Annotated in this window: 24 protein-coding genes; 15 read left to right on the top strand and 9 right to left on the bottom strand. The window is 71.4% G+C overall.

Going from position 1 to position 21,312, the window contains the following annotated elements:
- The first annotated feature begins 87 nt into the window (after window positions 1-87).
- Both ACFYY2_RS30065 and ACFYY2_RS30060 read left to right on the top strand, forming a co-directional pair.
- Window positions 88-1,518: a DUF2252 domain-containing protein gene (locus ACFYY2_RS30065; RefSeq protein ID WP_388748811.1), complete on the top strand. Its 1,431-nt coding sequence runs from the start codon at window positions 88-90 to the stop codon at window positions 1,516-1,518.
- 129 nt (window positions 1,519-1,647) lie between these two features.
- Window positions 1,648-2,979 carry a chloride channel protein gene (locus ACFYY2_RS30060; protein WP_388748810.1) on the top strand — a complete coding sequence of 444 codons (1,332 nt, stop codon included), beginning with the start codon at window positions 1,648-1,650 and terminating at the stop codon, window positions 2,977-2,979.
- Here ACFYY2_RS30060 and ACFYY2_RS30055 read toward each other — a convergent pair.
- Entirely contained in the window at window positions 2,936-3,367 is a 432-nt protein-coding gene (locus tag ACFYY2_RS30055) for a hypothetical protein (RefSeq protein ID WP_388748809.1), read from the bottom strand. The two genes, ACFYY2_RS30060 and ACFYY2_RS30055, sit on opposite strands and share 44 nt — an antisense overlap.
- A gap of 305 nt (window positions 3,368-3,672) precedes the next feature.
- On the opposite strand from ACFYY2_RS30055, the gene ACFYY2_RS30050 reads away from it, so the two are divergent.
- Both ACFYY2_RS30050 and ACFYY2_RS30045 read left to right on the top strand, forming a co-directional pair.
- On the top strand, window positions 3,673-4,209 hold the full coding sequence (locus ACFYY2_RS30050; protein ID WP_388748808.1) for a GNAT family N-acetyltransferase: 537 nt from the start codon (window positions 3,673-3,675) through the stop codon (window positions 4,207-4,209).
- A 46-nt stretch (window positions 4,210-4,255) separates the two neighbouring features.
- The gene (locus ACFYY2_RS30045; protein WP_388748806.1) at window positions 4,256-4,744 is read left to right on the top strand and encodes a glutathione peroxidase; all 489 of its coding nucleotides are present in this window, start codon (window positions 4,256-4,258) and stop codon (window positions 4,742-4,744) included.
- 68 nt (window positions 4,745-4,812) lie between these two features.
- On the opposite strand, the gene ACFYY2_RS30040 is transcribed toward ACFYY2_RS30045, so the two are convergent.
- Window positions 4,813-6,039, bottom strand: a complete 1,227-nt coding sequence (locus ACFYY2_RS30040) for an acyl-CoA dehydrogenase family protein (protein ID WP_388748804.1) — start codon at window positions 6,037-6,039, stop codon at window positions 4,813-4,815.
- 171 nt (window positions 6,040-6,210) lie between these two features.
- Between ACFYY2_RS30040 and ACFYY2_RS30035 the strand changes: the two genes are divergently transcribed.
- Window positions 6,211-6,861 carry a TetR family transcriptional regulator gene (locus tag ACFYY2_RS30035; RefSeq protein WP_388748802.1) on the top strand — a complete coding sequence of 217 codons (651 nt, stop codon included), beginning with the start codon at window positions 6,211-6,213 and terminating at the stop codon, window positions 6,859-6,861.
- An 18-nt stretch (window positions 6,862-6,879) separates the two neighbouring features.
- On the opposite strand, the gene def is transcribed toward ACFYY2_RS30035, so the two are convergent.
- Entirely contained in the window at window positions 6,880-7,431 is a 552-nt protein-coding gene (def, locus tag ACFYY2_RS30030) for a peptide deformylase (RefSeq protein ID WP_388748800.1), read from the bottom strand.
- 114 nt (window positions 7,432-7,545) lie between these two features.
- Between def and ACFYY2_RS30025 the strand changes: the two genes are divergently transcribed.
- The 5 genes from ACFYY2_RS30025 (at window position 7,546) to ACFYY2_RS30005 (ending at window position 12,042) form a co-directional block, all read left to right on the top strand.
- A complete protein-coding gene (locus tag ACFYY2_RS30025) occupies window positions 7,546-8,784 on the top strand; it encodes a MurT ligase domain-containing protein (RefSeq protein ID WP_329035149.1) in 1,239 nt (412 codons plus the stop codon).
- Window positions 8,785-8,818: 34 nt separating this feature from the next.
- Window positions 8,819-9,547, top strand: a complete 729-nt coding sequence (locus ACFYY2_RS30020) for a glutamine amidotransferase (protein ID WP_329035151.1) — start codon at window positions 8,819-8,821, stop codon at window positions 9,545-9,547.
- 183 nt (window positions 9,548-9,730) lie between these two features.
- Window positions 9,731-10,756, top strand: coding sequence for a 6-phosphofructokinase (locus ACFYY2_RS30015; RefSeq protein WP_327121014.1), 1,026 nt, complete (start codon window positions 9,731-9,733; stop codon window positions 10,754-10,756).
- A gap of 110 nt (window positions 10,757-10,866) precedes the next feature.
- Window positions 10,867-11,817: a cytochrome c oxidase assembly protein gene (locus tag ACFYY2_RS30010; RefSeq protein WP_388748797.1), complete on the top strand. Its 951-nt coding sequence runs from the start codon at window positions 10,867-10,869 to the stop codon at window positions 11,815-11,817.
- A gap of 66 nt (window positions 11,818-11,883) precedes the next feature.
- Window positions 11,884-12,042 carry a hypothetical protein gene (locus ACFYY2_RS30005; protein WP_327121010.1) on the top strand — a complete coding sequence of 53 codons (159 nt, stop codon included), beginning with the start codon at window positions 11,884-11,886 and terminating at the stop codon, window positions 12,040-12,042.
- Between the two features lie 33 nt (window positions 12,043-12,075).
- Here the strand turns inward: ACFYY2_RS30005 and ACFYY2_RS30000 are convergent, their stop codons facing one another.
- Window positions 12,076-12,615: a 2'-5' RNA ligase family protein gene (locus ACFYY2_RS30000; protein WP_388748795.1), complete on the bottom strand. Its 540-nt coding sequence runs from the start codon at window positions 12,613-12,615 to the stop codon at window positions 12,076-12,078.
- A gap of 161 nt (window positions 12,616-12,776) precedes the next feature.
- Here ACFYY2_RS30000 and ACFYY2_RS29995 point away from each other — a divergent pair, with 161 nt between their 5' ends.
- Both ACFYY2_RS29995 and ACFYY2_RS29990 read left to right on the top strand, forming a co-directional pair.
- Window positions 12,777-13,028, top strand: a complete 252-nt coding sequence (locus tag ACFYY2_RS29995) for an HU family DNA-binding protein (RefSeq protein WP_388748793.1) — start codon at window positions 12,777-12,779, stop codon at window positions 13,026-13,028.
- A gap of 19 nt (window positions 13,029-13,047) precedes the next feature.
- Window positions 13,048-13,434, top strand: a complete 387-nt coding sequence (locus ACFYY2_RS29990) for a polyketide cyclase/dehydrase (protein ID WP_388748791.1) — start codon at window positions 13,048-13,050, stop codon at window positions 13,432-13,434.
- 286 nt (window positions 13,435-13,720) lie between these two features.
- Here ACFYY2_RS29990 and ACFYY2_RS29985 read toward each other — a convergent pair whose 3' ends face one another.
- Window positions 13,721-13,849 (bottom strand): LPFR motif small protein, encoded by a 129-nt coding sequence (locus ACFYY2_RS29985; protein WP_267883626.1) that lies wholly within the window; start codon window positions 13,847-13,849, stop codon window positions 13,721-13,723.
- 331 nt (window positions 13,850-14,180) lie between these two features.
- Between ACFYY2_RS29985 and ACFYY2_RS29980 the strand changes: the two genes are divergently transcribed.
- The 3 genes from ACFYY2_RS29980 (at window position 14,181) to ACFYY2_RS29970 (ending at window position 17,259) form a co-directional block, all read left to right on the top strand.
- On the top strand, window positions 14,181-15,125 hold the full coding sequence (locus ACFYY2_RS29980; RefSeq protein ID WP_388748789.1) for a hypothetical protein: 945 nt from the start codon (window positions 14,181-14,183) through the stop codon (window positions 15,123-15,125).
- A gap of 305 nt (window positions 15,126-15,430) precedes the next feature.
- Window positions 15,431-16,144 (top strand): lysophospholipid acyltransferase family protein, encoded by a 714-nt coding sequence (locus ACFYY2_RS29975; protein WP_388748787.1) that lies wholly within the window; start codon window positions 15,431-15,433, stop codon window positions 16,142-16,144.
- 86 nt (window positions 16,145-16,230) lie between these two features.
- Window positions 16,231-17,259, top strand: coding sequence for an NAD-dependent epimerase/dehydratase family protein (locus ACFYY2_RS29970; protein WP_388748953.1), 1,029 nt, complete (start codon window positions 16,231-16,233; stop codon window positions 17,257-17,259).
- Between the two features lie 125 nt (window positions 17,260-17,384).
- On the opposite strand, the gene ACFYY2_RS29965 is transcribed toward ACFYY2_RS29970, so the two are convergent.
- The 4 genes from ACFYY2_RS29965 to ACFYY2_RS29950 form a co-directional block, all read right to left on the bottom strand.
- Window positions 17,385-18,962, bottom strand: a complete 1,578-nt coding sequence (locus tag ACFYY2_RS29965) for an alpha/beta hydrolase (RefSeq protein ID WP_388748785.1) — start codon at window positions 18,960-18,962, stop codon at window positions 17,385-17,387.
- Window positions 18,963-19,116: 154 nt separating this feature from the next.
- Complete coding sequence (locus ACFYY2_RS29960; protein WP_388748783.1) at window positions 19,117-19,902, bottom strand: urease accessory protein UreD; 786 nt, start codon at window positions 19,900-19,902, stop codon at window positions 19,117-19,119.
- Window positions 19,899-20,576 carry an urease accessory protein UreG gene (ureG, locus tag ACFYY2_RS29955; RefSeq protein ID WP_388748781.1) on the bottom strand — a complete coding sequence of 226 codons (678 nt, stop codon included), beginning with the start codon at window positions 20,574-20,576 and terminating at the stop codon, window positions 19,899-19,901. Before ureG ends, ACFYY2_RS29960 begins: the two co-directional genes overlap by 4 nt.
- 62 nt (window positions 20,577-20,638) lie before the next feature.
- On the bottom strand, window positions 20,639-21,304 hold the full coding sequence (locus ACFYY2_RS29950) for an urease accessory protein UreF (protein WP_388748779.1): 666 nt from the start codon (window positions 21,302-21,304) through the stop codon (window positions 20,639-20,641).
- Window positions 21,305-21,312: the final 8 nt, after the last annotated feature.

Genomic DNA, 21,312 nt, shown 5'->3' with positions numbered 1-21,312 from the left:
GCCGAGCGGCCGGAAGCGGGCGGACCCGTGATGATGGAGGGGTGCGGGCCGCCCCCCACGGCCTCGCAAGCCGCCAGGAGGGCCGTCATGCCCCAGGAACCCATTTCACCGCTCCGCGCCGCTCCGGGTGCGACACCGCGGGAACGGGCCGAGCTCGGCAGGGCCGCCCGCAAAGCGGCCCCCCGGTCCAGCCATCGCACGTACGACCCTCCGGCGGGCCGGCCGGATCCGCTGGGCCTTCTGGAGGCCCAGTCGGCGGCCCGGGTTCGGGAGCTGGTCCCGATCCGGTACGCCCGCATGACGGAGTCGCCGTTCCGCTTCTACCGGGGAGCGGCCGCGATCATGGCCTCCGACCTCGCCGGCACTCCGGCCTCCGGGATCAGGGCCCAGCTCTGCGGTGACGCGCACCTGCTGAACTTCCGGCTGCTCGCCTCCCCCGAGCGCAATCTCCTCTTCGACATCAACGACTTCGACGAGACCCTGCCCGGGCCCTGGGAATGGGACGTCAAGCGCCTGGCGACCAGTCTCGTCATCGCCGGCCGGGCCAATGGGTTCCCGGACAAGGAGCGGGCCCGCATCGTGCGGGCCACCGTGCGCTCGTACAGGGAGTCGATGATCAGGTTCGCCGCCATGCGGAATCTCGATGTCTGGTACACGAAGACCGATGTGGACCACCTGCGGACGGTGGCCACGGAGAAACTCGCGGCGAGGGGCCGCAAGCAGGTGGCGAGGGCGACCGCGAAGGCCCGCACCCGGGACAGTCTGCAGGCGTTCGGCAAGCTCACCGAGGTGAGCGGCGGAAGGCTCAGGATCGCGGCGGACCCGCCCCTGATCGTGCCGGTCGCCGATCTGCTGCCCGACGCGGAACGCCGGGCGACGGAGGGCCAGTTCCGCAGGCTCCTGCGGCGCTACGGCCGCAGCCTGCCCTCGGACCGGCGTGCCCTGCTCGGCGACTTCGAGCCGGTGGACCTGGCCCGCAAGGTCGTGGGCGTGGGCAGCGTCGGGACGCGCTGCTGGATCATCCTGCTGCTCGGCAGGGACGGCGGGGACCCGCTCTTCCTCCAGGCGAAGGAGGCGGACACCTCCGTGCTCGCGCCGCACGCGGGGGCGAGCGCCTACCGGAACCAGGGCGAGCGGGTGGTCGCCGGCCAGCGTCTGATGCAGGCCGCGGGTGACATCTTCCTGGGCTGGGAGCGGGTGGAGGGGTTCGACGGGAAGCGCCGGGACTTCTACCTGCGCCAGCTGCGTGACTGGAAGGGCATCGCCGAGCCGGAACTGATGCTGCCGCGCGGCATGTCCGCCTTCGGAGAGCTGTGCGGCTCGACGCTGGCCCGTGCCCACGCGCGGTCCGGCGACCGCATCGCCATCGCGGCCTACCTCGGCCGCGGCGACGTGTTCGACCGGGCCCTGGTGACGTTCGCCGAGCTCTACGCCGACCAGAACGAGAGGGACCACCGGGCGCTGGTCGACGCGGTGTCCGCCGGCAGACTTCCGGCCGCCCACGAGGGCGCTGCGTAGCGGACCCGCATTCGCTGCCACTCGACAGCGGGTACATCACAGACATAAGCGGACATCGTGGTATCACCGTGTGGACCCCCGCCGGGCGGAACGCCCCGGCCGGGACCCGACACCGAGGAGACCATGACCATGTCGGCCGAACCGGTCGGAGCACCCGGCGCGGAGGCCCCCGATCCGCTCACGGTGGTCCGCACCCGGGGATACGCGGTGCTGCTGATCATGGTGGCACTCCTCGGAGTCCCCCTCTCCGCTGCGGCGTTCGGGTTCCTCGCCCTCGTCCATGAACTGGAGACCCTGACCTTCGAGGACCTCCCCCGCGGGCTGGGCTTCGACGGCGCACCGTCGTGGTGGCCGGTGCCTCTGCTCGCCGTGTCGGGTCTGCTCACCGGGCTGGCCGTCCGTTACCTGCCCGGGACGGGTGGACACGAGCCGGCCGAGGGGTTCGTCAATTCGGGGGCGCCGACCGCCGCGCAGCTTCCCGGGGTGGCGCTCGCCGCGCTGGCGTCGCTCGGGCTCGGCGTGGTCCTCGGCCCCGAGGCACCTCTCATCGCCCTCGGCGGCGGACTCGCCGCGTACGCGGCTCACCTGCTGAAGCCTGGCATCGAGCCGCGCGCGGGCGCGATGGTGGCGGCGGCCGGCAGCTTCGCCGCCATCAGCGCACTGCTCGGCTCACCGCTTCTCGGTGCGTTCCTGCTGATGGAGGCGTCCGGGCTCGCCGGGATGATGCTGGGCCTCGTCCTCGTGCCCGGACTGCTGGCCTCCGGCATCGGTTCGCTCATCTTCATCGGCCTGGGCTCGTGGACCGGCCTGGGGACGTACTCCCTGACCCTGCCGCACGTGCCCCACACCCCGCAGCCGACGTTCGCCGAGTTCGGCTGGGCGCTCGTCCTCGGAGTGGCGGCGGCGCTCGCCGGCACGGGGATCAAGCGGCTGTCCCTGTCCCTGCGGGACCGGGTCGCGCAGCGGCGGGTCGTCGCGACCGTGGTGATGGGCCTGACCGTGGGAGTGCTGGCCCTCCTCTACGCCGAGAGCACGGGCAGGGATGCCACCGAAGTGCTCTTCTCGGGCCAGGACGACCTCGGCAGCCTGCTCGCCGAGGACGCCACCTACACGGTCACGACGCTGCTCGTCCTGGTCGTCTGCAAGTCACTCGCCTACTCCGCGTCGCTGAGCGCCTTCAGGGGCGGCCCCATCTTCCCGTCGATGTTCCTCGGCGCGGCAGGCGGGCTGGCGCTCTCGCACCTGCCCGGCCTGAACGCCACCTCCGGTTTCGCGATGGGCATCGGAGCCATGTGCGTGGCGATGCTCCGGCTGCCCATGACATCGGTCCTGCTCGCCACGCTCCTGCTGGGACGCGAGGGCATCACCGTCATGCCGCTCGTCATCGTCTCCGTGGTGGTCTCCTACGTCCTCGTGCTCAGGCTCGAACGTCCTTCCGGGGCGAGCAGAGCGCCCAGATGACGAAGACGTTGATCGCGATCAGGACGATCGACCACAGCGGGTAGTACGGGAGCCACAGGAAGTTGGCGACGGCCAGCAGCCCCGCGAGCAGGACCCCGACGGCGCGGGCCCAGAAGGCCCCGGTGAACAGGGCGAGACCGGCGAGCACGACGACGATGCCGAGGATGAGGTGGACCCAGCCCCAGCCGGTCAGGCTGAACTTGAAGACGTAGTTGCTGGTCGAGACGAACAGGTCGTCCTTGGCGATGGCGGCGATCCCCTCGAAGATGGCGAGCGCCCCACCGAAGATCATCATGACTGCCGCGAAGACGGTCCAGCCGGTCGCGGCGACCCCACGCCCGCTGCCGGAATCGTGACCCGCTCGCGTCCCGCTCATGCTTCCAGCCATCTCGGCCTCCTCGATTGCGCCGCCGACGTCGGCGTGAACTCACCGATATGCGGCTTATGTTTCTTTTACCCAGATTGGCACGCCCTCACCCGATCGGCACACGGACGTGCACACCTTCGTCCCGGCCCGGATACGCTCCCGGACATGAGAAACGCGGAGTCGCGGGACTCCGTCGACGCGCGGCTCGCGGCCCGGCCGACCGCACTGCGCGGCGAACGCGGCTGGTCCCCGCGACGCGCTGAGCGGCCGGGCGGGCGTGGGCCGCTCCACGCTGTCGCGCCCGGAGCGCGGGGAGGACCCGCTTCATGACCGAGATCGTCTCCGTGTCCGGCCCCGAGCTGGTCACGTACGCCGATGAGCTCGCCACCCTGCTGATCGAGGCCGTGGAAGGCGGCGCCTCCGTGGGATTCCTCGCGCCACTGGAGCGGACGAGCGCGGCCGCCTGGTGGCGGGAGCGGGCCGCCGCCGTCGAGTCGGGCAGCCAGCAGGTCTGGATCGCCCGGGACGACACACAGGTCGTCGGCACGATCAGCCTCGCCAGGACGGCGCTGCCCAATGCCGCCCACCGTGCCGAGGTCGCGAAACTCGTGGTCCGGCCCTCGGCGCGCGGCCGGGGCATCGGCCGCGCGCTTCTCGCCGCCGTCGAGGAGTGGGCGGCCGCGGCGGGACTGACCCTGCTGGTACTGGACACCGAGACGGGAAGCGACGCCGAGCGCCTGTACCGGTCCGAGGGCTGGACGCCGTGCGGATCGGTCCCGGACTACGCGGCGGACCCCTACGGGGCGCTCAGAGCCACCACCTTCTACTACCGGGCGCTCGGCCGCCCCGAGGTCTCCGGCTGAGGCGCGTCACAATGGAGCGACGCCACGCTTATCGAGGAGACATTCCATGACGCTGCACGACATCCCGCTGCGCACGCTCACCGGCGAGCCGACGACCCTGGGCGCCCACAAGGGCTCGGCCGTCCTGCTGGTGAACGTCGCCTCCAAGTGCGGGCTCACGCCCCAGTACGCCGGCCTGGAGAACCTCCAGAAGGCCTACGGGGACCGCGGGTTCACGGTTCTCGGGGTGCCCTGCAACCAGTTCGCCGGCCAGGAGCCGGGCACGGCGGAGGAGATCCAGACGTTCTGCTCGACGACGTACGGGGTCAGCTTCCCCCTGCTGGAGAAGGTCGACGTCAACGGTGAGAACCGGCACCCGCTCTACACGGAGCTGACGAAGCTCGCCGATTCCGAGGGCGCGGCCGGTGACGTGCAGTGGAACTTCGAGAAGTTCCTGATCTCCCCGGCCGGTGAGCCGGTCGCCCGGATCCGCCCCCGCACCGAGCCGGAGGCCGCCGAGGTCGTGGCCGTCATCGAGGCGAACCTGCCGCGCTAGCGGGAGAGACGCGCACGAGGGCCGGACCGTCATGGCGGTCCGGCCCTCGTCGCGCCCGGGCGCGAGCCCTAGCGGATCGGCATCCCGGACAGGGTGCGGGCGATCACCAGACGCTGGATCTCGCTCGTGCCCTCGAAGATGGTGTAGATCGCGGCGTCACGGTGCATGCGCTCGACCGGGTACTCGCGGGTGAAGCCGTTTCCGCCCAGGATCTGCACGGCCTGCGCGGTGACCTTCTTGGCCGTCTCGCTCGCGTAGAGCTTCGACATCGACCCCTCGGCCGCGGTGAACGGCTTCCCGGCGCTCGCCATCCAGGAGGCGCGCCAGACGAGGAGGCGCGCGGCGTCGATCTGCGTACGCATGTCGGCCAGCTGGAAGGCGATGCCCTGGTTGTCGATGATCGGGCGGCCGAACTGGGTCCGGGTCATGGCGTAGTCGAGGGCGACCTCGTAGGCGGCCCGGGCGGTGCCGACCGCCATGGCACCGACGGCCGGGCGCGACGCCTCGAAGGTGGCCATCGCCGCGTTCTTGAGGCGCTCGCCACCGGACCTCGCGCGCTCGCGGGCACGGGCCAGACGCTCGTCGAGCTTCTCCTTGCCGCCCAGCAGGCAGTGGCCGGGGATCCGCACGTCCTCCAGGACGACCTCGGCGGTGTGCGAGGCGCGGATGCCGTGCTTCTTGAACTTCTGGCCCTGCGACAGGCCGGGGGTGGCCGGCGGGACGATGAAGGAGGCGTGGCCCTTCGAACCGAGCTCGGGATCGACCACCGCGACGACGACGTGGACGTTGGCGATACCGCCGTTGGTCGCCCAGGTCTTGGTGCCGTTGAGCACCCACTCGTCCTTGGCCTCGTCGTACACCGCGCGGGTGCGCATCGACGCCACGTCCGAACCGGCGTCGGGCTCGGAGGAGCAGAAGGCGGCGACCTTGACGTCGTCGGCGTCACCGTACATCTGGGGTATCCAGGTGCCGATCTGCTCCTCGGTGCCGTTGGCGAGGACGCCCACGGCCGCCAGGCCCGTACCGACGATCGACAGGGCGATTCCCGCGTCGCCCCAGAACAGCTCCTCCATCGCCATGGGAATGCCGAGGCCGGTGGGGTCGAAGAACTGCTGGGCGTAGAAGTCGAGGGAGTAGATGCCGACCTTGGCCGCCTCCTGGATGACGGGCCACGGCGTTTCCTCACGCTCGTCCCACTCCGAAGCGGCCGGCCGGATCACGTCGGCGGCGAATCCGTGCAACCAGTCACGGACCTGCTTCTGATCGTCGTTGAGCTCGAGCGCGAACTCGGCCATGTTCCCTCCATGCACATCCGGAAAACCCGTTACTAGCGGTAACAACAGTCTGTTACCAGCAAGTAGCTTCTGTCAACCGCCCGGCGGCCGATCAACGCACGGCTGAGCAGGGTGTTACGTTGCCCGGGCGTGACGAGATCGAGGACAGCCGGGTGGGGCGGGAGAGACGACATGGAGACCGCACGAGGGGCCGAACGGCAGCGAACAGCGGCGGAACGGCGCCGCAGGGAGCTGCTGGAAGCGGCGGACCGAGTGGTGCTCAGGGACGGCCCGAAGGCCTCGATGAACGCGATCGCCGCCGAGGCCGGGATCACGAAGCCCATCCTCTACCGGCACTTCGGCGACAAGGGCGGCCTGTACCGCGCCCTGGCCAAGCGCCACACCGACGCACTCCTCAGCGCTCTCAGGGCCGCCCTGGACGCCCCCTCCGAGCGCCGCGAACGCGTCGAGGCGACCCTGGACACCTACCTGGCGGCAATCGAGGCGCGCCCGCAGGTCTACCGCTTCCTCATGCACCCCTCGGACGACGCGGCGCCCTCCCCCGAGCAGGGCTTCGACGTCGGCCGGCACTCGGCCCCGCTGCTGCGCCGCCTCGGCGAGGAGCTGGGCAAAGTCATCATGGAACGGGTCGACCTCGGACCGGACGGCGAACAGATGGCACGCATCTGGGGCCACGGCATCGTCGGCATGATGCACGCGGCCGGGGACTGGTGGCTGGGCGACCGCCCCTGCTCGCGCGAGCAGTTGGTGCGCAGCCTCGCCGATCTGCTCTGGGGCAGGCTGGCCGACGCCGGCGACCGTCCGGGCGGCCAGGGGTTCTGAGATCCGCCCGGACGCGGCTCAGGCGGTGTCCGTGCGCCCCCACGAGGCGCGCCGGACGGCCCGCAGCGCCCTGGTGCGCCGGAAGCCGGTCAGCCGGTCCGTGTAGACGCGGCCGTCGAGGTGGTCGCACTCGTGCTGCAGGCAGCGGGCGAACCAGCCCGTGCCCGTGATCCGCACCGGCTCACCCGTCACGCCGCGCCCCTCGACCACGGCATGGTCGAAACGAGGCGTACCCGCTTCGAGGCCGGGGAGCGACAGACAGCCCTCCGGTCCGCGTACGGTGATCCCGTCCGCCTCGACGAGCACGGGATTGACCACATGGCCCAGGTGCCGGACCTCGTCGTCGTCCGGGCAGTCGAAGACGAACACCCTGAGCGGGACGCCGATCTGGTTCGCGGCGAGCCCGACGCCGTTCGCGGCGTACATGGTGGCGAACATGTCCTCCACCAGCCGGGCGAGCGACGGCCCGAAGTCGGTCACGTCGTCGCACGGGCTGTGGAGCACGGGTGCGCCGAACAGGCTCATGGCGCGAACGCGTCCGGAACTGCCGGGGATCGGGCGGTTTCGCATGGGGAGAAGCGTACGTTCCACGTGACCTCCACGTTCCGCGTGGTGCCGAGGTGCGGTCGCGGCGCCGGACATCGATAGGCTGGGCGCGGACTGACGCAAGGAGGATCTAGGACGATGGCAGGCAACACGGAGCCGTTGTCGCCGCGGGCCAAGCTCGCCGTGACGGCGGGCAAGGCCGCGGCGGCGGTGTCGCGCGCTGCGGGGCGCGGCAGCGGATCGGTGATCGGCGGCCGGGTGGCGCTCAAGCTCGACCCCGACCTGCTCGGGCGGCTGGCGCAGCACCTGGACGTGATCCTCGTGTCCGCGACGAACGGCAAGACGACCACGACCCGGCTGATCGCGGAGGCGCTGAGGGCCGCGGGACCCGTCGTGTCGAACGCGCTCGGGGCGAACATGCCCGCGGGGATCACCTCCGCGCTGGCGGGCGGCTCGGACGCCAGGTACGGCGTGATCGAGGTCGACGAGAAGTACCTCGCCGGCGTGGCGCGCGACACGACCCCGAAGGTGATCGCGCTGCTCAACCTCTCCCGCGACCAGCTGGACCGCGCGGCGGAGACCCGGATGCTGGCCGAGAAGTGGCGGGAGGGCCTGTCGGGCTCCAAGGCCGTGATCGTGGCCAACGCCGACGACCCGCTGATCGTCTGGGCCGCTTCCTCCTCCCCCAACGTGGTGTGGGTCGCGGCGGGACAGGCGTGGAAGGACGACGCCTGGTCCTGCCCGTCCTGCGGCGGTGTGATGCAGCGCCCGGGCGACGACTGGTTCTGCGGCGAGTGCGGCTTCCGGCGCCCCGCGCCGAGCTGGGCGCTCAACGGTGACTACGTCCTGGACCCGCACGGTTCCGCATGGCCGATCCACCTGCAGCTCCCCGGCCGGGCCAACAAGGCCAACGCCACGAGCTCCGCCGCCGTGGCCGCCGTCTTCGGCGTCCCGCCGCAGGTCGCGCTGGAGCGCATGTACCAGGTGCAGGCGGTGGCGGGCCGCTACGACGTCGTGTCCTTCCTCGGCCGCGAGCTCCGGCTCCTGCTGGCGAAGAACCCGGCGGGCTGGCTCGAGACGTTCTCCCTGATCGACCCGCCGCCCACCCCGGTCATCCTCTCGGTGAACGCGCGCGGCGCCGACGGCACGGACACCTCCTGGCTGTGGGACGTCGACTACACCCAGCTCTACGGCCACCCGATCTTCGTGCTCGGCGACCGCAAGCTGGACCTGGCGGTCCGGCTCGAAGTGGCCGGACTCGACTTCCGCGTGTGCGAGAACCTGGACGAGGCCGTCCAGATGGCTCCGCCCGGCCGCATCGAGGTCATCGCCAACTACACCGCCTTCCAGGATCTGCGCCGTCGTGTCGGCAACTGACCCCCGCGCGGGCTCCCCCCGGAGAGGACGAAGCATGAGCAACAACAGCCTGCGGCTGGTGTGGGTCTACCCGGACCTCCTCAGCACCTACGGCGACCAGGGCAACGCCCTGGTCGTGGAGCGCCGGGCACGGCAGCGCGGCCTCGACGTGTCGCGCGTGGACGTGCGCAGCGACCAGCCCATCCCGACATCGGGCGACATCTACCTCATCGGGGGCGGTGAGGACCGGCCTCAGCGGCTCGCCGCGGAGCGGCTGCGCCGCGACGGCGGACTGAGCAGGGCCGCGTCGAACGGCGCGATCATCTTCTCCGTCTGCGCGGGGTACCAGATCCTCGGCCACGAGTTCATCAACGACCTCGGCGAGCGCGAGCCCGGCCTCGGGCTGCTCGACGTCGTCTCCACCCGGGGCGAGGGCGCACGCTGCGTCGGCGACGTCCTCGGTGACATCGACCCGAATCTGGGACTGCCGCCCCTGACCGGTTTCGAGAACCACCAGGGCGTCACCCACCTCGGGCCGTCGGCCCGCCCGTTCGCGCGGGTCCGGCTCGGCCGGGGCAACGGCACGGGTGACGGCACGGAGGGCGCGTACAACGACACCGTGTTCGGCACCTACATGCACGGTCCGGTGCTGGCGCGGAATCCGCTGATCGCGGACCACCTGCTGAAGCTGGCCCTGGACGTGAACGCCCTGCCGCCGAGCGACGACCGGTGGTACGAGGCGCTGCGCGCCGAACGCATCTCGGCGGCGACGCAGCCCGCCTGACACACCGTGCCGGACCGGCCCCCCGCGGGCCGGTCCGGCACGTCCGCGGCCCTCGTACATCCGAGGGCCGTCCAGCAGTCGGACAGTGGGTTCGGTACGGCCACCCGGCGCCGGTAGGGTGGCGGGGATCCAACCGGACGACGTGGTCCGGCGTCGGCCCACGTTGCAAAGGTTTCCCGGGCAATGCGAATTGGTGTGCTCACCTCCGGCGGCGACTGCCCCGGCCTCAACGCCGTCATCCGTTCCGTCGTGCACCGCGCGGTGGTCGACCACGGCGACGAGGTCATCGGCTTCCACGACGGGTGGAAGGGCCTCCTCGAGTGCGACTACCGCAAGCTCGACCTCGACGCGGTGGGCGGCATCCTCGCCCGCGGCGGCACGATCCTCGGCTCCTCCCGCGTGCAGCCCGCGCACCTGCGTGACGGTGTGGAGCGGGCCAGGGGCCACGTGGCCGACCTCGGCCTGGACGCGATCATCCCGATCGGCGGCGAGGGCACGCTGAAGGCCGCCAACCTGTTGTCCGAGGCCGGGCTGCCCATCGTCGGTGTGCCGAAGACCATCGACAACGACATCGCCTCCACCGACGTCACCTTCGGGTTCGACACGGCGGTCGGAGTCGCGACCGACGCCCTGGACCGCCTGAAGACGACGGCTGAGTCGCACCAGCGGGTGCTGATCGTCGAGGTCATGGGCCGCCACACAGGCTGGATCGCCCTGCACTCGGGCATGGCGGCCGGCGCGCACGCCATCGTCGTCCCCGAGCGGCCCTTCGACATCGAGGAGCTGACCGAGCTCGTCGGCCGGCGCTTCTCGGACGGCAAGAAGTTCGCCATCGTCGTGGTGGCCGAGGGCGCCAAGCCGCGCGAGGGCTCCATGGACTTCAACCAGGGCACCAAGGACATCTACGGCCACGAGCGGTTCGCGGGAGTCGCCACGCAGCTCTCCGGCGAGCTGGAGCACCGCCTCGGCAAGGAGGCCCGCCCCGTCATACTGGGCCACGTCCAGCGCGGCGGCACCCCGACCGCGTACGACCGCGTCCTCGCCACCCGCTTCGGGTGGCACGCGGTGGAGGCGGCCCACCGCGGTGAGTTCGGCATGATGACGGCCCTGCACGGCACCGACATCACGATGGTCCCGCTGGCGGCGGCCGTGGAGACCCTCAAGACGGTCCCGGCCGAGCGCTACGCCGAGGCACAGGTCGTTCTCTAACGCCACGACGCCCCGTGAACCGCCCCCGGCCGCATCAGCGGCCGGGGGCGGTTCTAGTCTGGTCCGGACAACCGGCACGAAACGGGGACGTCCCCAGCGGGAGTGAACAGATGGATCACAGCGGGCACGGCATGAACATGGATCTGCCGCCGTTCACGCTGGGGCGGGGGCTCGAGTTCTCCGCGGACCCGGTCTTCCTGATCGGCTGCGTCCTCGCACTCGCCCTGTACGGGTACGGGGTCGTGCGGCTGCGCGTGCGGGGCGACAAGTGGCCGGTGAACCGGATCGTCTTCTTCGTCATCGGCGTGCTGTCCATCGCGCTGGTGATGTGCACCGGGCTCAACGACTACGGCATGGTCATGTTCAGCGTGCACATGGTGCAGCACATGGTCATCAGCATGGTCTCGCCGATCCTGCTGCTGCTCGGCGCGCCCGTGACGCTGGCCCTGCGGGCCCTGCCGGTCGCCGGGCGGGGGCGGACGGGTCCGCGTGAGCTGCTCCTGAAGCTGCTGCACAGCCGCTACATGAAGATCATCACGCACCCGGCGTTCACGATCCCGCTCTTCATCGCGAGTCTGTACGGGCTCTACTTCACCCCGCTGTTCGACTTCCTGATGGGATCGAAGGCCGGCCATCTCACGATGATGGTGCACTTCCTCGCGGTCGGCCTGGTGTTCTTCTGGCCGATCATGGGGGTCGACCCGGGCCCGCACCGGCCCGGATACGTCATGCGGATGCTGGAGCTCTTCGCGGGCATGCCGTTCCACGCGTTCTTCGGTATCGCCCTCATGATGGCGAGCCAGCCGATGGTGAAGGTCTACGAGAACCCTCCGGCCTCCCTCGGCATCGACGGCCTGAGCGACCAGTCGGTCGCCGGCGGCATCGCGTGGGCGTTCAGCGAGATCCCGTCGGTGCTCGTGCTGATCGCGCTGGTCTTCCAGTGGTACCGCTCCGAACAACGGACCGCCAAGCGCTCGGACCGCGCCGCCGACCGTGACGGCGACCAGGAGCTGAAGGCGTACAACGCCTATCTCGCCTCATTGCAGGCACGCGGACAGTAGCGGCGGGGGCGCCCGAGGGGTGACCATGGCTTCAACGGCCGTGCGGCCGGTGAGGAGCGTGCGCTCATGCCTGGATCCACGAAGACCATGGGAGTGCTCACTGTCGGCACGCTGGTCGCGGTGACCGCGTACACGGTGGCGCTGGGGAGCAACGGCTGGCTCTGGTTCGGCTGGGTGGTGCTGGGACTCGCCACCCTGGGGATGGCGGCCACGCGCGACACCTGACGGGGACGGGACCGTGGGGGCGCAGGCGGTGTCTCAGCGGCAGAGCGGGGCGGTGGTGCGGGATTCCGAGTCGTAGGTCCGTGCCCCGGTCCACCGGCCCTCCAGGACACCGGTCGCCGTCCCCGCGGCCATCAGGATCGGTTCGGCTGCGGAGGCCGCGGGGCAGCCCGTGCCGCGGCCGAGGCTGACGTGCGGAACCCAGCGCGCCGGGTCGTGGAGCGGACGGGACCGCTCGTCGCCCGGCGCTTCCCGCAGGATGCGCCACACCGTCGCGTGCAGGCGCAGCAGGGCCTCGTCCGGGCTGACCGCCCAGGCGAGCACCCGCGTCCGCCCGCCCGTGAACCGTACGAGTCCGTCGAGACGCAGCGGCACCGGCAGGACGGCCAGCGCCTCCGCAAGCCGTTCGCGCACGTCCGGCGGAAGAACGTCCGCGGTGGCGAGCGTGAGGTGCGGGCGGTTCGTCGGATGCCGGTGGGCGGCGAGGCTGGGCAGGCCCGCACGCGACAGCGCCGCCCACACGTCCCGGACGGCGTTCTCGGTCGGCTCGTCGGGCAGGAGTTCCAGAGTGTGCACGCGGCCAGACTAGGCAGCGGCGAGACCGGGCGCGGTCCACCGCCGCGTGCGGGTGCGCACCTGCAGTGCCATCATGGTGACGTTGTGTAGTTACGCGCGACCGATGCCGGTGTACGCACCTGCCGGTCGCGGGTCCCGACGTCGCGAAGTGGGTGCTCCTGATGGACAGGTCCGGGCTGATCGAAGCGGTCGCGCACAGGACGGCGGACGACGGCGAGCTCTCGCCCGAACGGATCGGCCGAGTCGTCGATGCCCTGTTCGGCACGGTCGCCGAGGCAGGTGCGATCGCCGAGGCGATCAGGACGGGCGCGGTGGTCACCCTGGTGGGGTTCGGCAGCTTCCACCACGCCGACGGCGGGGCGAGCCTGCGGCCGGGCAAGGCGCTCAACGAGTTCGTCGACGGCGAGGTCTGAGAGCCGGGGCGGCGGCCCGATGGCCGTCATGACCCTGCGCGCCACGGGGCGCGCCGAGGCGGAGGACGTATGGCTGCGCTATGTCACGCCGGCCCGCTGGCCGAGCTGGTCGCCGCAGATCAGAGCGGTCCGCGTGGACGGGGAACGCCTGACGGCGGGCATGCGGGGTGAGGTCGTCTCGTTGTTCGGCGTGACGGCGGCGTTCGTCGTCGAGTCCGTCGACGAGGAGCGGTGGGAGTGGGCGTGGCGGGTACGGATCGGCCCCGTCCGCCTCCGCCTGCGCCATCAGGTGTGCCGTCGGCCGGGAGGTTCGTCCACCGGCCTCGTCGTCGAGGGTCCGGCGATCGCCCTCGCGGCGTACGCCGCTCCGGCGCGATGGGCACTGGCCCGGCTGGTGCGGGGCTGACGCACCCCGGTGGACCGGACGGCCATGCGGCGCCCGCCCCGGACCCCGGCACCGGCTGCGGGGCTGCGGGGCGGAAACAGGATCAAGCGGATCGGCAGCCGCTGAGACGACAGATCTCCGAATGACCGGCATGCGGCGTCTGCGAATCACCGGCCTGCGGCGTCTGCGATTTCCTCTGTTTGGTACGTGAATTCTTCACCGATCCGGTTCCGCGGTTTTCATGACCGGTCGGGACCGGGAGGCCGAGTCATTTTCGGGGCGCGTGATTCCCGCTCGGCGCGGAGGCTCAGTGGTGGCCGTGCGCCGTGTCGGAAGCGCCGCCGAAGAGCCGGGCGACAGCACGGAAGGGCAGAGTGACCACGGTGGCGATGGCTCCACCGATGGAGCGAAGGACATCCGCGATTGCCTTGAGCATGTGAGGGTCTCCTTCTTTTCGTTGCCGCAGCACCTCCGATGGCGCCGCGATCAGGTTCTTCGGCCTCGTACCCGGTGAAGTCGGATGGAAACTCCCCTCCCTTTCGCCACCGACGGTGCGCGCCGCACGGAGCAGCACCTCCTGTATTCCCGGAGGGCATGCGATTCCCCGTCGAGCGATAACCCGCACAGACGCACGCCCGGATTCGCACTCCCCCACCCTGCGGCGCTCCGTCCCGGCATATCCACTCGGATATTGCGTCGCGGATTCGCCCGGTCGACACTTGAACGGGGAGATCACCAGGCTTACCGACCGAGGATGTGCGCGCACCATGCCCAGCCCCGAAAGCACCGGTCACGAGGACCACGGCTCGAACCCCAACGACTCGAACAGCAACGAGGTCGAACGCTCGCACGACCACGGTCCCGACAGGGGCCCGTCGGACGTCTTTCTCGATGTTCCCGCTCTCCACGTGGACGAGATAGATCTGGAGGTCGACGACCTGGAGGCCCATGTCTCCCTGCAGGCGGAGGTGCTGGACCTGCTCAAATTGAACGTCGGCGCCGACGTGCGGCTGGGTCACGTGAAGCTGGACGTCGAGGGCGTGGACGTGCAGGCACAGCTCAGGGTGCGGCTCCACAACATCGCCGTGGTCGTCACCCGGCTCCTCACCACGGTGGACCGCAATCCCCAGGTGCTGGAGCAGTTGACGCGTGGCATGGGGACGGCGCTGGAGGACATCGCGTCCGGCACGGGGCGGGCCGTGGGAGAGCTGGGCCAGGGGGCCGGCGCGGCGGTGAGCGATGTCGGACGCGGGGCGGGGGCGGCGGCCGAGGCCGTCGGTGAGGAGACGGGCGCGGCCGTGGGCAGCGTGGGTGCCGCCGCCGGAGAGGTGAGCCGCGGGGGCGTGGAATCCGTCGGCGACGCCGCCGTGGACACGGTTTCCGGAGAGGCCGTCCGGAGCGCCCCGGACGAGCCGGAGCAGGAGGACGAGGAGGACGGACGCCCGCCCGAGAGGCGTCCCCACCGGGTGCCGGGGCGCCGCGCGAAGTCCAGCGGTGCCGGACACGCCGACACGGCCGAGAAGTCCCGGTCGGGCGCGAGGACCAAGGCCGGGACCACGGCGGCGGCGAGAAGGCCGGCCCCTACCGAGAAGGCGACGGCGAGGAAGCGGGCCGCCGCGAAGCCCGCGGCGAAGAAGACCAAGAGCACGGCAGGACGGTCGGGCGGCAAGGCCGCCAGGAGTACCGCGGGCCGCCCCCACCGCCGCGCCTAGGCCTGTCGGCCCACGCCGCTGCGGACTCGGAGCACCCCGTTCTCCCGCTGTCGTACCACGCGCGGACCCGTCGCCGCGCCCCGGGCAGGTCTGCTTCTCGGGCGCGGCGGGCACACGGCACAGCATGATGACGCTCCATCAGGCCGAGCGGTGGGACATAGCGGGCGTACGGCCGCGGCGGCGTGTGCGGTCGGGCGCCCCCGCCCCGCCGGTCGCCCATGACAGGGCACGATGTGCTTCCCAGGACCTTTGGAGGCACCTGGAACACGGCTACGATCGATCACCAGAAGGCTAGGAGAGAAGCTGTGTTCTATTACGTCCTGAAGTACGTCGTGCTGGGTCCGTTGCTCCGGCTGACCTTCCGGCCGCGCATCGAGGGACTGGAACACATTCCCGATGACGGTGCGGCCATCGTCGCGGGCAACCACCTGTCCTTCTCCGACCACTTCCTGATGCCCGCGATCCTCAAGCGCCGCATCACGTTCCTCGCGAAGGCCGAGTACTTCACCGGCCCCGGGGTCAAGGGGAAGCTGACGGCGGCCTTCTTCCACAGCATCGGCCAGATCCCCGTGGACCGTTCGGGCAAGGAAGCGGGGCAGGCCGCCATCCGCGAGGGCCTGGGAGTGCTGAGCAGGGGCGAGTTGCTCGGCATCTATCCGGAGGGCACCCGGTCCCACGACGGACGCCTCTACAAGGGCAAGGTCGGCGTCGCGGTGATGGCGATCAAGGCCGGGGTCCCGGTCATCCCCTGCGCGATGGTCGGGACCTTCGAGATCCAGCCGCCCGGACAGAAGATGCCGAAGGTCAGGCGCGTCGCGATCCGCTTCGGCGAACCGCTCGACTTCTCCCGCTACGCGGGACTGGAGGACCAGAAGGCGGCGATCCGTGCGGTCACCGACGAGATCATGTACGCCATCCTGGGTCTCTCCGGGCAGGAGTACGTCGACGAGTACGCGGTCAAGGCGAAGGCCGCCCAGGCCACCGAACAGCCCAGGAAGTTCCCGCGCCGGTCACGCTGAGCGGGAAATCTGCTGACAGCCGATGTGCCTGGTCCGGCGGTCGTCAGCGTCATAGCGTCTTCCGTATGAGCAGAGGACGAGCGTTCGTGCTGGGCGCCACGGGACAGATCGGGCGGGTCGCTGTGCGGGTCCTCGCCGAGGAGGGCTGGGACGTGACGGCGGCCTCGCGCGGGGGCGGTCGCGACGGCGACTGGGCCGAAGGGGTCCGCCCCGTGGCCGTCGACCGTGACGAGGAGGGAGCGCTGGAGGCCGCGCTGGGCGACGGCTGCGACGTACTCGTCGACATGGTCGCCTTCGACCGCCGCCACGCGGCGCAGGTGGCGGCACTCGCGGACAGGACCGGGTCCGCCGTCGTCATGTCCAGCGGCGCCGTGTACGAGGACGACCGCGGCCGCAGTTTCGACACGCAGGGCGAGCCCGACGGCTTCCCGCGCTGTCCGGTGCCGATCCCCGAGACGCAGCGCACCGTCGCAGCCGGGGACGCGACCTATGGGACGCGGAAGGTCCTCCTGGAGCGTGAACTGCTGGCGCTGGGCGATGCGTTGCAGGTGACGCTCCTGCGGGCGGGCGCTGTCCACGGCAGGCACTCCCGTGCACCGCGCGAGCTCTACTTCGTGAAGCGTCTGCTGGACGGCCGCCGACGGCGGGTTCTCGCCCACGACGGGCTGAGCCGCTTCCATCCGGTCCATGTGTCCAACGTCGCCGAGCTCGTCCGGCTCGCGGCCGCGCGACCGGGCTCGCGGGTGCTCAACGCCGCCGATCCGGACGCGCCCACCGTGGCCGAGATCGGCGCGGCCGTGGACGAGGTGCTGGGGCTGACGACCGAGACGGTGCTGGTGCCGGGCCCTCCGCCCGAGGGCGGGATCGGTGAGACCCCGTGGAGCGGTGCGCATCCCGTCGTCTACGACATGGCAGCGGCCGAGAGGGAGCTGGGCTACCGCCCCGTGACGGACTACGTCCGGTCGCTGCCGGAGACGGTCGAATGGCTGGCGGCCCGGCTGCGGGGGCGGGAGTGGCAGCAGGTCTTCCCGAAGATGGCACGGACCTACGGCGAGGCGCTGTTCGACTACGCGGCGGAGGACGCCTGGCTGGAGCGGTACGGCCCGAAGCAGTGAGCCCGCCGTCCGGCTCCACCCGGATGACGTACGCCCCGCGGACGGCGGGGCTTCACGGGTGCGGCCCCGGGGTGAGCGGACGGCCGCCGGGAATCATCGGCCGCCCGCTCACGTCCTCGGGGGTGTTACGGCTTGGGCGTGGCGTGCGGGGTGCACGTCACATCGTGCCGGTCGGTCTCACCCGTGAGCAGGTAGGTCTCCACCCGCTCGTTGATGCAGGGGTTCACCAGGCCGGTCACACCGTGTGAGCCGGCGTCCTTCTCGGTGATGAGACGCGAGCCCTTGAAGCGCTTGTGCAGCTGGACGGCGCCTTCGTACGGGGTGGCGGCGTCACGCGTGGACTGCACGATCAGCACCGGCGGGAGCCCCTTGCCGGTACGGACCTCGAGCGGCCTCTGCTGCTTGGCCGGCCAGGTGGCACAGGGCAGGTTCATCCAGGCGTTGGCCCAGGTCATGAACGGGTTGTCCCGGTGCAGCCTCGTGTTGTCGCGGTCCCACTTCTTCCAGCTGGTGGGCCACTTGGCGTCGGCACACTCGACCGCCGTGTACACGGCGTTGCCGTTCTCCGCGCTGATGTTGCCCGCGGTGTCCGACAGGTCGGGCGCGGCGGCGTCGATCAGCGCCTGGGTGTCGCCACCCAGGTAGGCGCTCCAGACCCGCGCGGTGGGTGCCCAGGCGGAGTCGTAGTACGGCGCGCTCTGGAAGAAGCCGATGAGCTCGGCGGGTCCGACGACGCCGCCGATCGGGCTCTTCTTGGCAGCGGCGCGCAGCGTCAGCCAGGCCTGCTCGACCTTCTCGGGGGTGTTCCCGATGTGGAAGGTGGCGTCGTTGTCGGCGACCCACGCCTTCCAGTCGTCCCAGCGCGTCTGGAAGGCGACGTCCTGGTTGAGGTTGGCCTCGTACCAGATGTTGTCCGTCGAGGGGTCGACGACGCTGTCCACGATCATGCGGCGTACGTGGGACGGGAAGAGCGTGCCGTAGACCGCGCCCAGGTAGGTGCCGTAGGAGACACCGAGGAAGTTGAGCTTCCGCTCACCGAGCGCGGCACGGATGACGTCCAGGTCGCGTGCGGTGTTGGGGGTGGTCATGTGCGGCAGCATCTCGCCGCTGCGCTCGGCGCAGCCGTCGGCGTACTCGGCCGCGAGCTTGCGCTGCGCCCGCTTGTCGGCCTCGCTGTCGGGAACCGGGTCGGCCTTCGGGGCCTTCACGAACTCCTGTGGGTCGACGCAGGAGATGGGCGCCGAGTGGCCGACGCCTCGCGGGTCGAAGCCCACGAAGTCGTACGACTTCGCGGTGTTCGTCCAGAGGGGGTTCTTGGTCACGATGCGCTTCGGGAACGCCATTCCGGAGGCGCCGGGGCCTCCGGGGTTGTAGAGCAGGGCACCCTGGCGTTCGGCTTTGGTGCCGGTGCTGGTGTGCCGGTCGACCGCGAGCTTGATCTGCTTGCCGTCCGGCTTGCTGTAGTCGAGCGGAACGCTGACCCATCCGCACTGGATGGGAGCGGCTATCGCCCAGTCCGCCGGACAGTCCTTCCAGTCGATGCCGGCCCTGGCGGCCCGGGCAGCGGCTGTCTGCACACCGCGCGCCTCTCGGTCGCCGTGGTGGCGCCCGTCGGCACCGGCGGCCGGTGCGGCTATCGCGCCCGCTATGAGCGTGCCCGCGATCAGAGTGCCGGCCGAACCGAGCAGTGCTGTGCGTCTCAAAGTGGAACCTCCCCCTGTGTGATGCGCCGCCGATGACGGCGCCGTTGTGCATGCCTTCGGCCGATCCTTTCGTCTGTGAGGTTGCCGAGAACAGGGCGTACACGTGTTTCTTTACCGAACCAATAACCGGTGCGCCCTGTCCCGCTGAGCGAACTCAGGCCTCCACGGGCGGCCTTGCCCCCTCCAGGAGCTCGCTCAGCGCCGCGTCCAGAAGGCCGCGCAGCAGCCGTGCGTCGGGGGCGAGGGCGGTCACCAGTACGCCGGGCCCGGCCAGAGGCACCAGTGAGGCGGTGGGCCCCAGCAGCCTGGGGGCCGGCAGGTCGTCGGCGAGGGCGGCGTCGACCACCAGCAGCTGGCCCACGGCACGGTGGCCCCCGAGGACGGCCGCACCGTCCCATCCGCCGGGGGCGCCGGGCCCGAACGTCAGCTGCTGATCGAGCAGGGGCCGCCCGCCCCTGCGCACCGAAAGGCGCGTGGAGAGCCGTCCGGTGGGCTCACCGTGGCGGCCCAGGATCTGCTCCTCTCGGAGTACCAGGCGGGCGGAGGGGGCGAGCTCGACACGGGTCGTCATCTCGAGGACGCTGCCCCTGGCCGAGATCAGTTGCTCGGGCAGCCAGCGCAGTTCCGCCTGCTCCCCCACGTCGAGCCGCACGTCGTAGGACGCCGGGGCGTCGTCCCGGTGGGCGCCGGGCAGTGCCACGGTCGCGGCGGCGGAGTTCACCGTCAGCCGCGCCCCGTCTCCGGCCCGTACCTCGACGGCGAGCCGGTCGCCGCCCAGGGGCGCGCTCATGGCGCCGATCACGGTGACGCGCGTGTGCACGGCGTCCGGCGATCTCGTCCGGCGGAGGGCGAGGGGACCCTCGCTCTGGAGCACGGGGAGTGCCGTGCCACCGCGGCCGTCGGCGACCGCGGTGATCCGGGCGGTGGCCGTGACGCTCATGCGACCCAGGCCGCGAGCCGGGCCCGTACCCAGTCGGCGACGGGGGCGACGCCGTCCTCGGCCTTCAGGGAGGTGAACACCACGGGCAGGTCGCCGCGTTGTTCCGCGGCGTCGCTCGCCATCCGGCCCAGGTCGGAACCCACGTAGGGGGCGAGGTCCGTCTTGTTGATGACGAGCAGGTCGGCGGTGGTGACCCCCGGGCCCCCCTTGCGCGGGATGTCGTCGCCGCCGGCGACGTCGATCACGAACACCTGCGCGTCGACGAGGCCCTTGGAGAAGGTGGCGGTCAGATTGTCGCCGCCGGATTCCACCAGGATCAGATCGAGCGGGCCGACGGAGTCCTCCAGTTCCTCGACCGCTTCGAGGTTCGCCGAGATGTCGTCGCGGATCGCGGTGTGCGGACAGGCTCCCGTCTCCACGGCCTGGATGCGCTCGGGCGGGAGCACGGCGTTCCGCAGGAGGAAGGCTGCGTCCTCGCGGGTGTAGATGTCGTTGGTGACGACGGCGATGGAGAGCCTGTCGCGCAGTGCGCGGCAGAGTGCCGCGACGGTCGCGGTCTTCCCGGAGCCCACCGGCCCGCCGAGGCCGATGCGCAGGGCCCGGCGCGTGCCGTCGGGGCGTGCGGCGTCGGCGCTGACGGCCGCGGGACCGTGATGGGCGTGGTCGAGGTGCATGGGTGCGGCTCCTGGTGGTGGCTTGGCGGTGGGCATCGGGGGTGCGGGGAGCGAGCAGCGGTTCAGGAGGCGAACAGGCGGACCGGCCAGGCCGCGTGGGCCTCCGCGGAGATGTCGAGCATCGGGGCCGAGGCGGCGGGCAGAGCGTCGATGCCCTTGCGTGCCGCCTCTGCAGCCTGCTCCGCGACGCGGTCGAGTTCGGGTGCGAGGCGGGCGAGGACCGCGGCGGCCTCGAAGGGGTCGAGGGACAGCAGCCGGACCACCGCCGTGGCCGGGCCGCTGACCGTCTCGTAGGCGACGCAGTGGGCCGCGTCCTCGGGGCCGAGTCCCGCCGCCCGGGCCGTGAGGCCGAGGACGACAGGCTGGTGGGCCCCGCGGGGCAGGGCCGCGGCGAGTGCCGACAGTTCGGGGCTGGGCCAGGTGGCGCGGGCGGCCCGCATCAGCTGGCGGCCGAGCTTGCGTGCGACCGCGCGGAGAGCGGGCGAGGGGGTCCGGGCGTCGGCGGCCTCGTCGAGCGCGAGCGGATCGAGGCCGTGGGCCGCGGCGGCGGCGAGTGCGGCGGAGGTGAGGCCGGCGGTGTGGAGCCTGCCCAGGCAGAAGCCCGCCAGGTCCCGGGCGTCACGGATGTGCCCCGCCTTGACGGCCGGTTCGGCGCCACCGGAGTGGGCGTGGCCACCGGCGGGGAACCGGCCGTCGGCGAGGACGAGCAGTGCTGCGCGCGTCGTCATGAGGTGCC

Origin of the sequence: Streptomyces sp. NPDC001822, from assembly GCF_042892135.1 — a bacterium.
In the GTDB taxonomy this organism is placed as follows: Bacteria; Actinomycetota; Actinomycetes; order Streptomycetales; family Streptomycetaceae; genus Streptomyces.
This window is presented reverse-complemented; position numbering and strand designations above follow the sequence as displayed.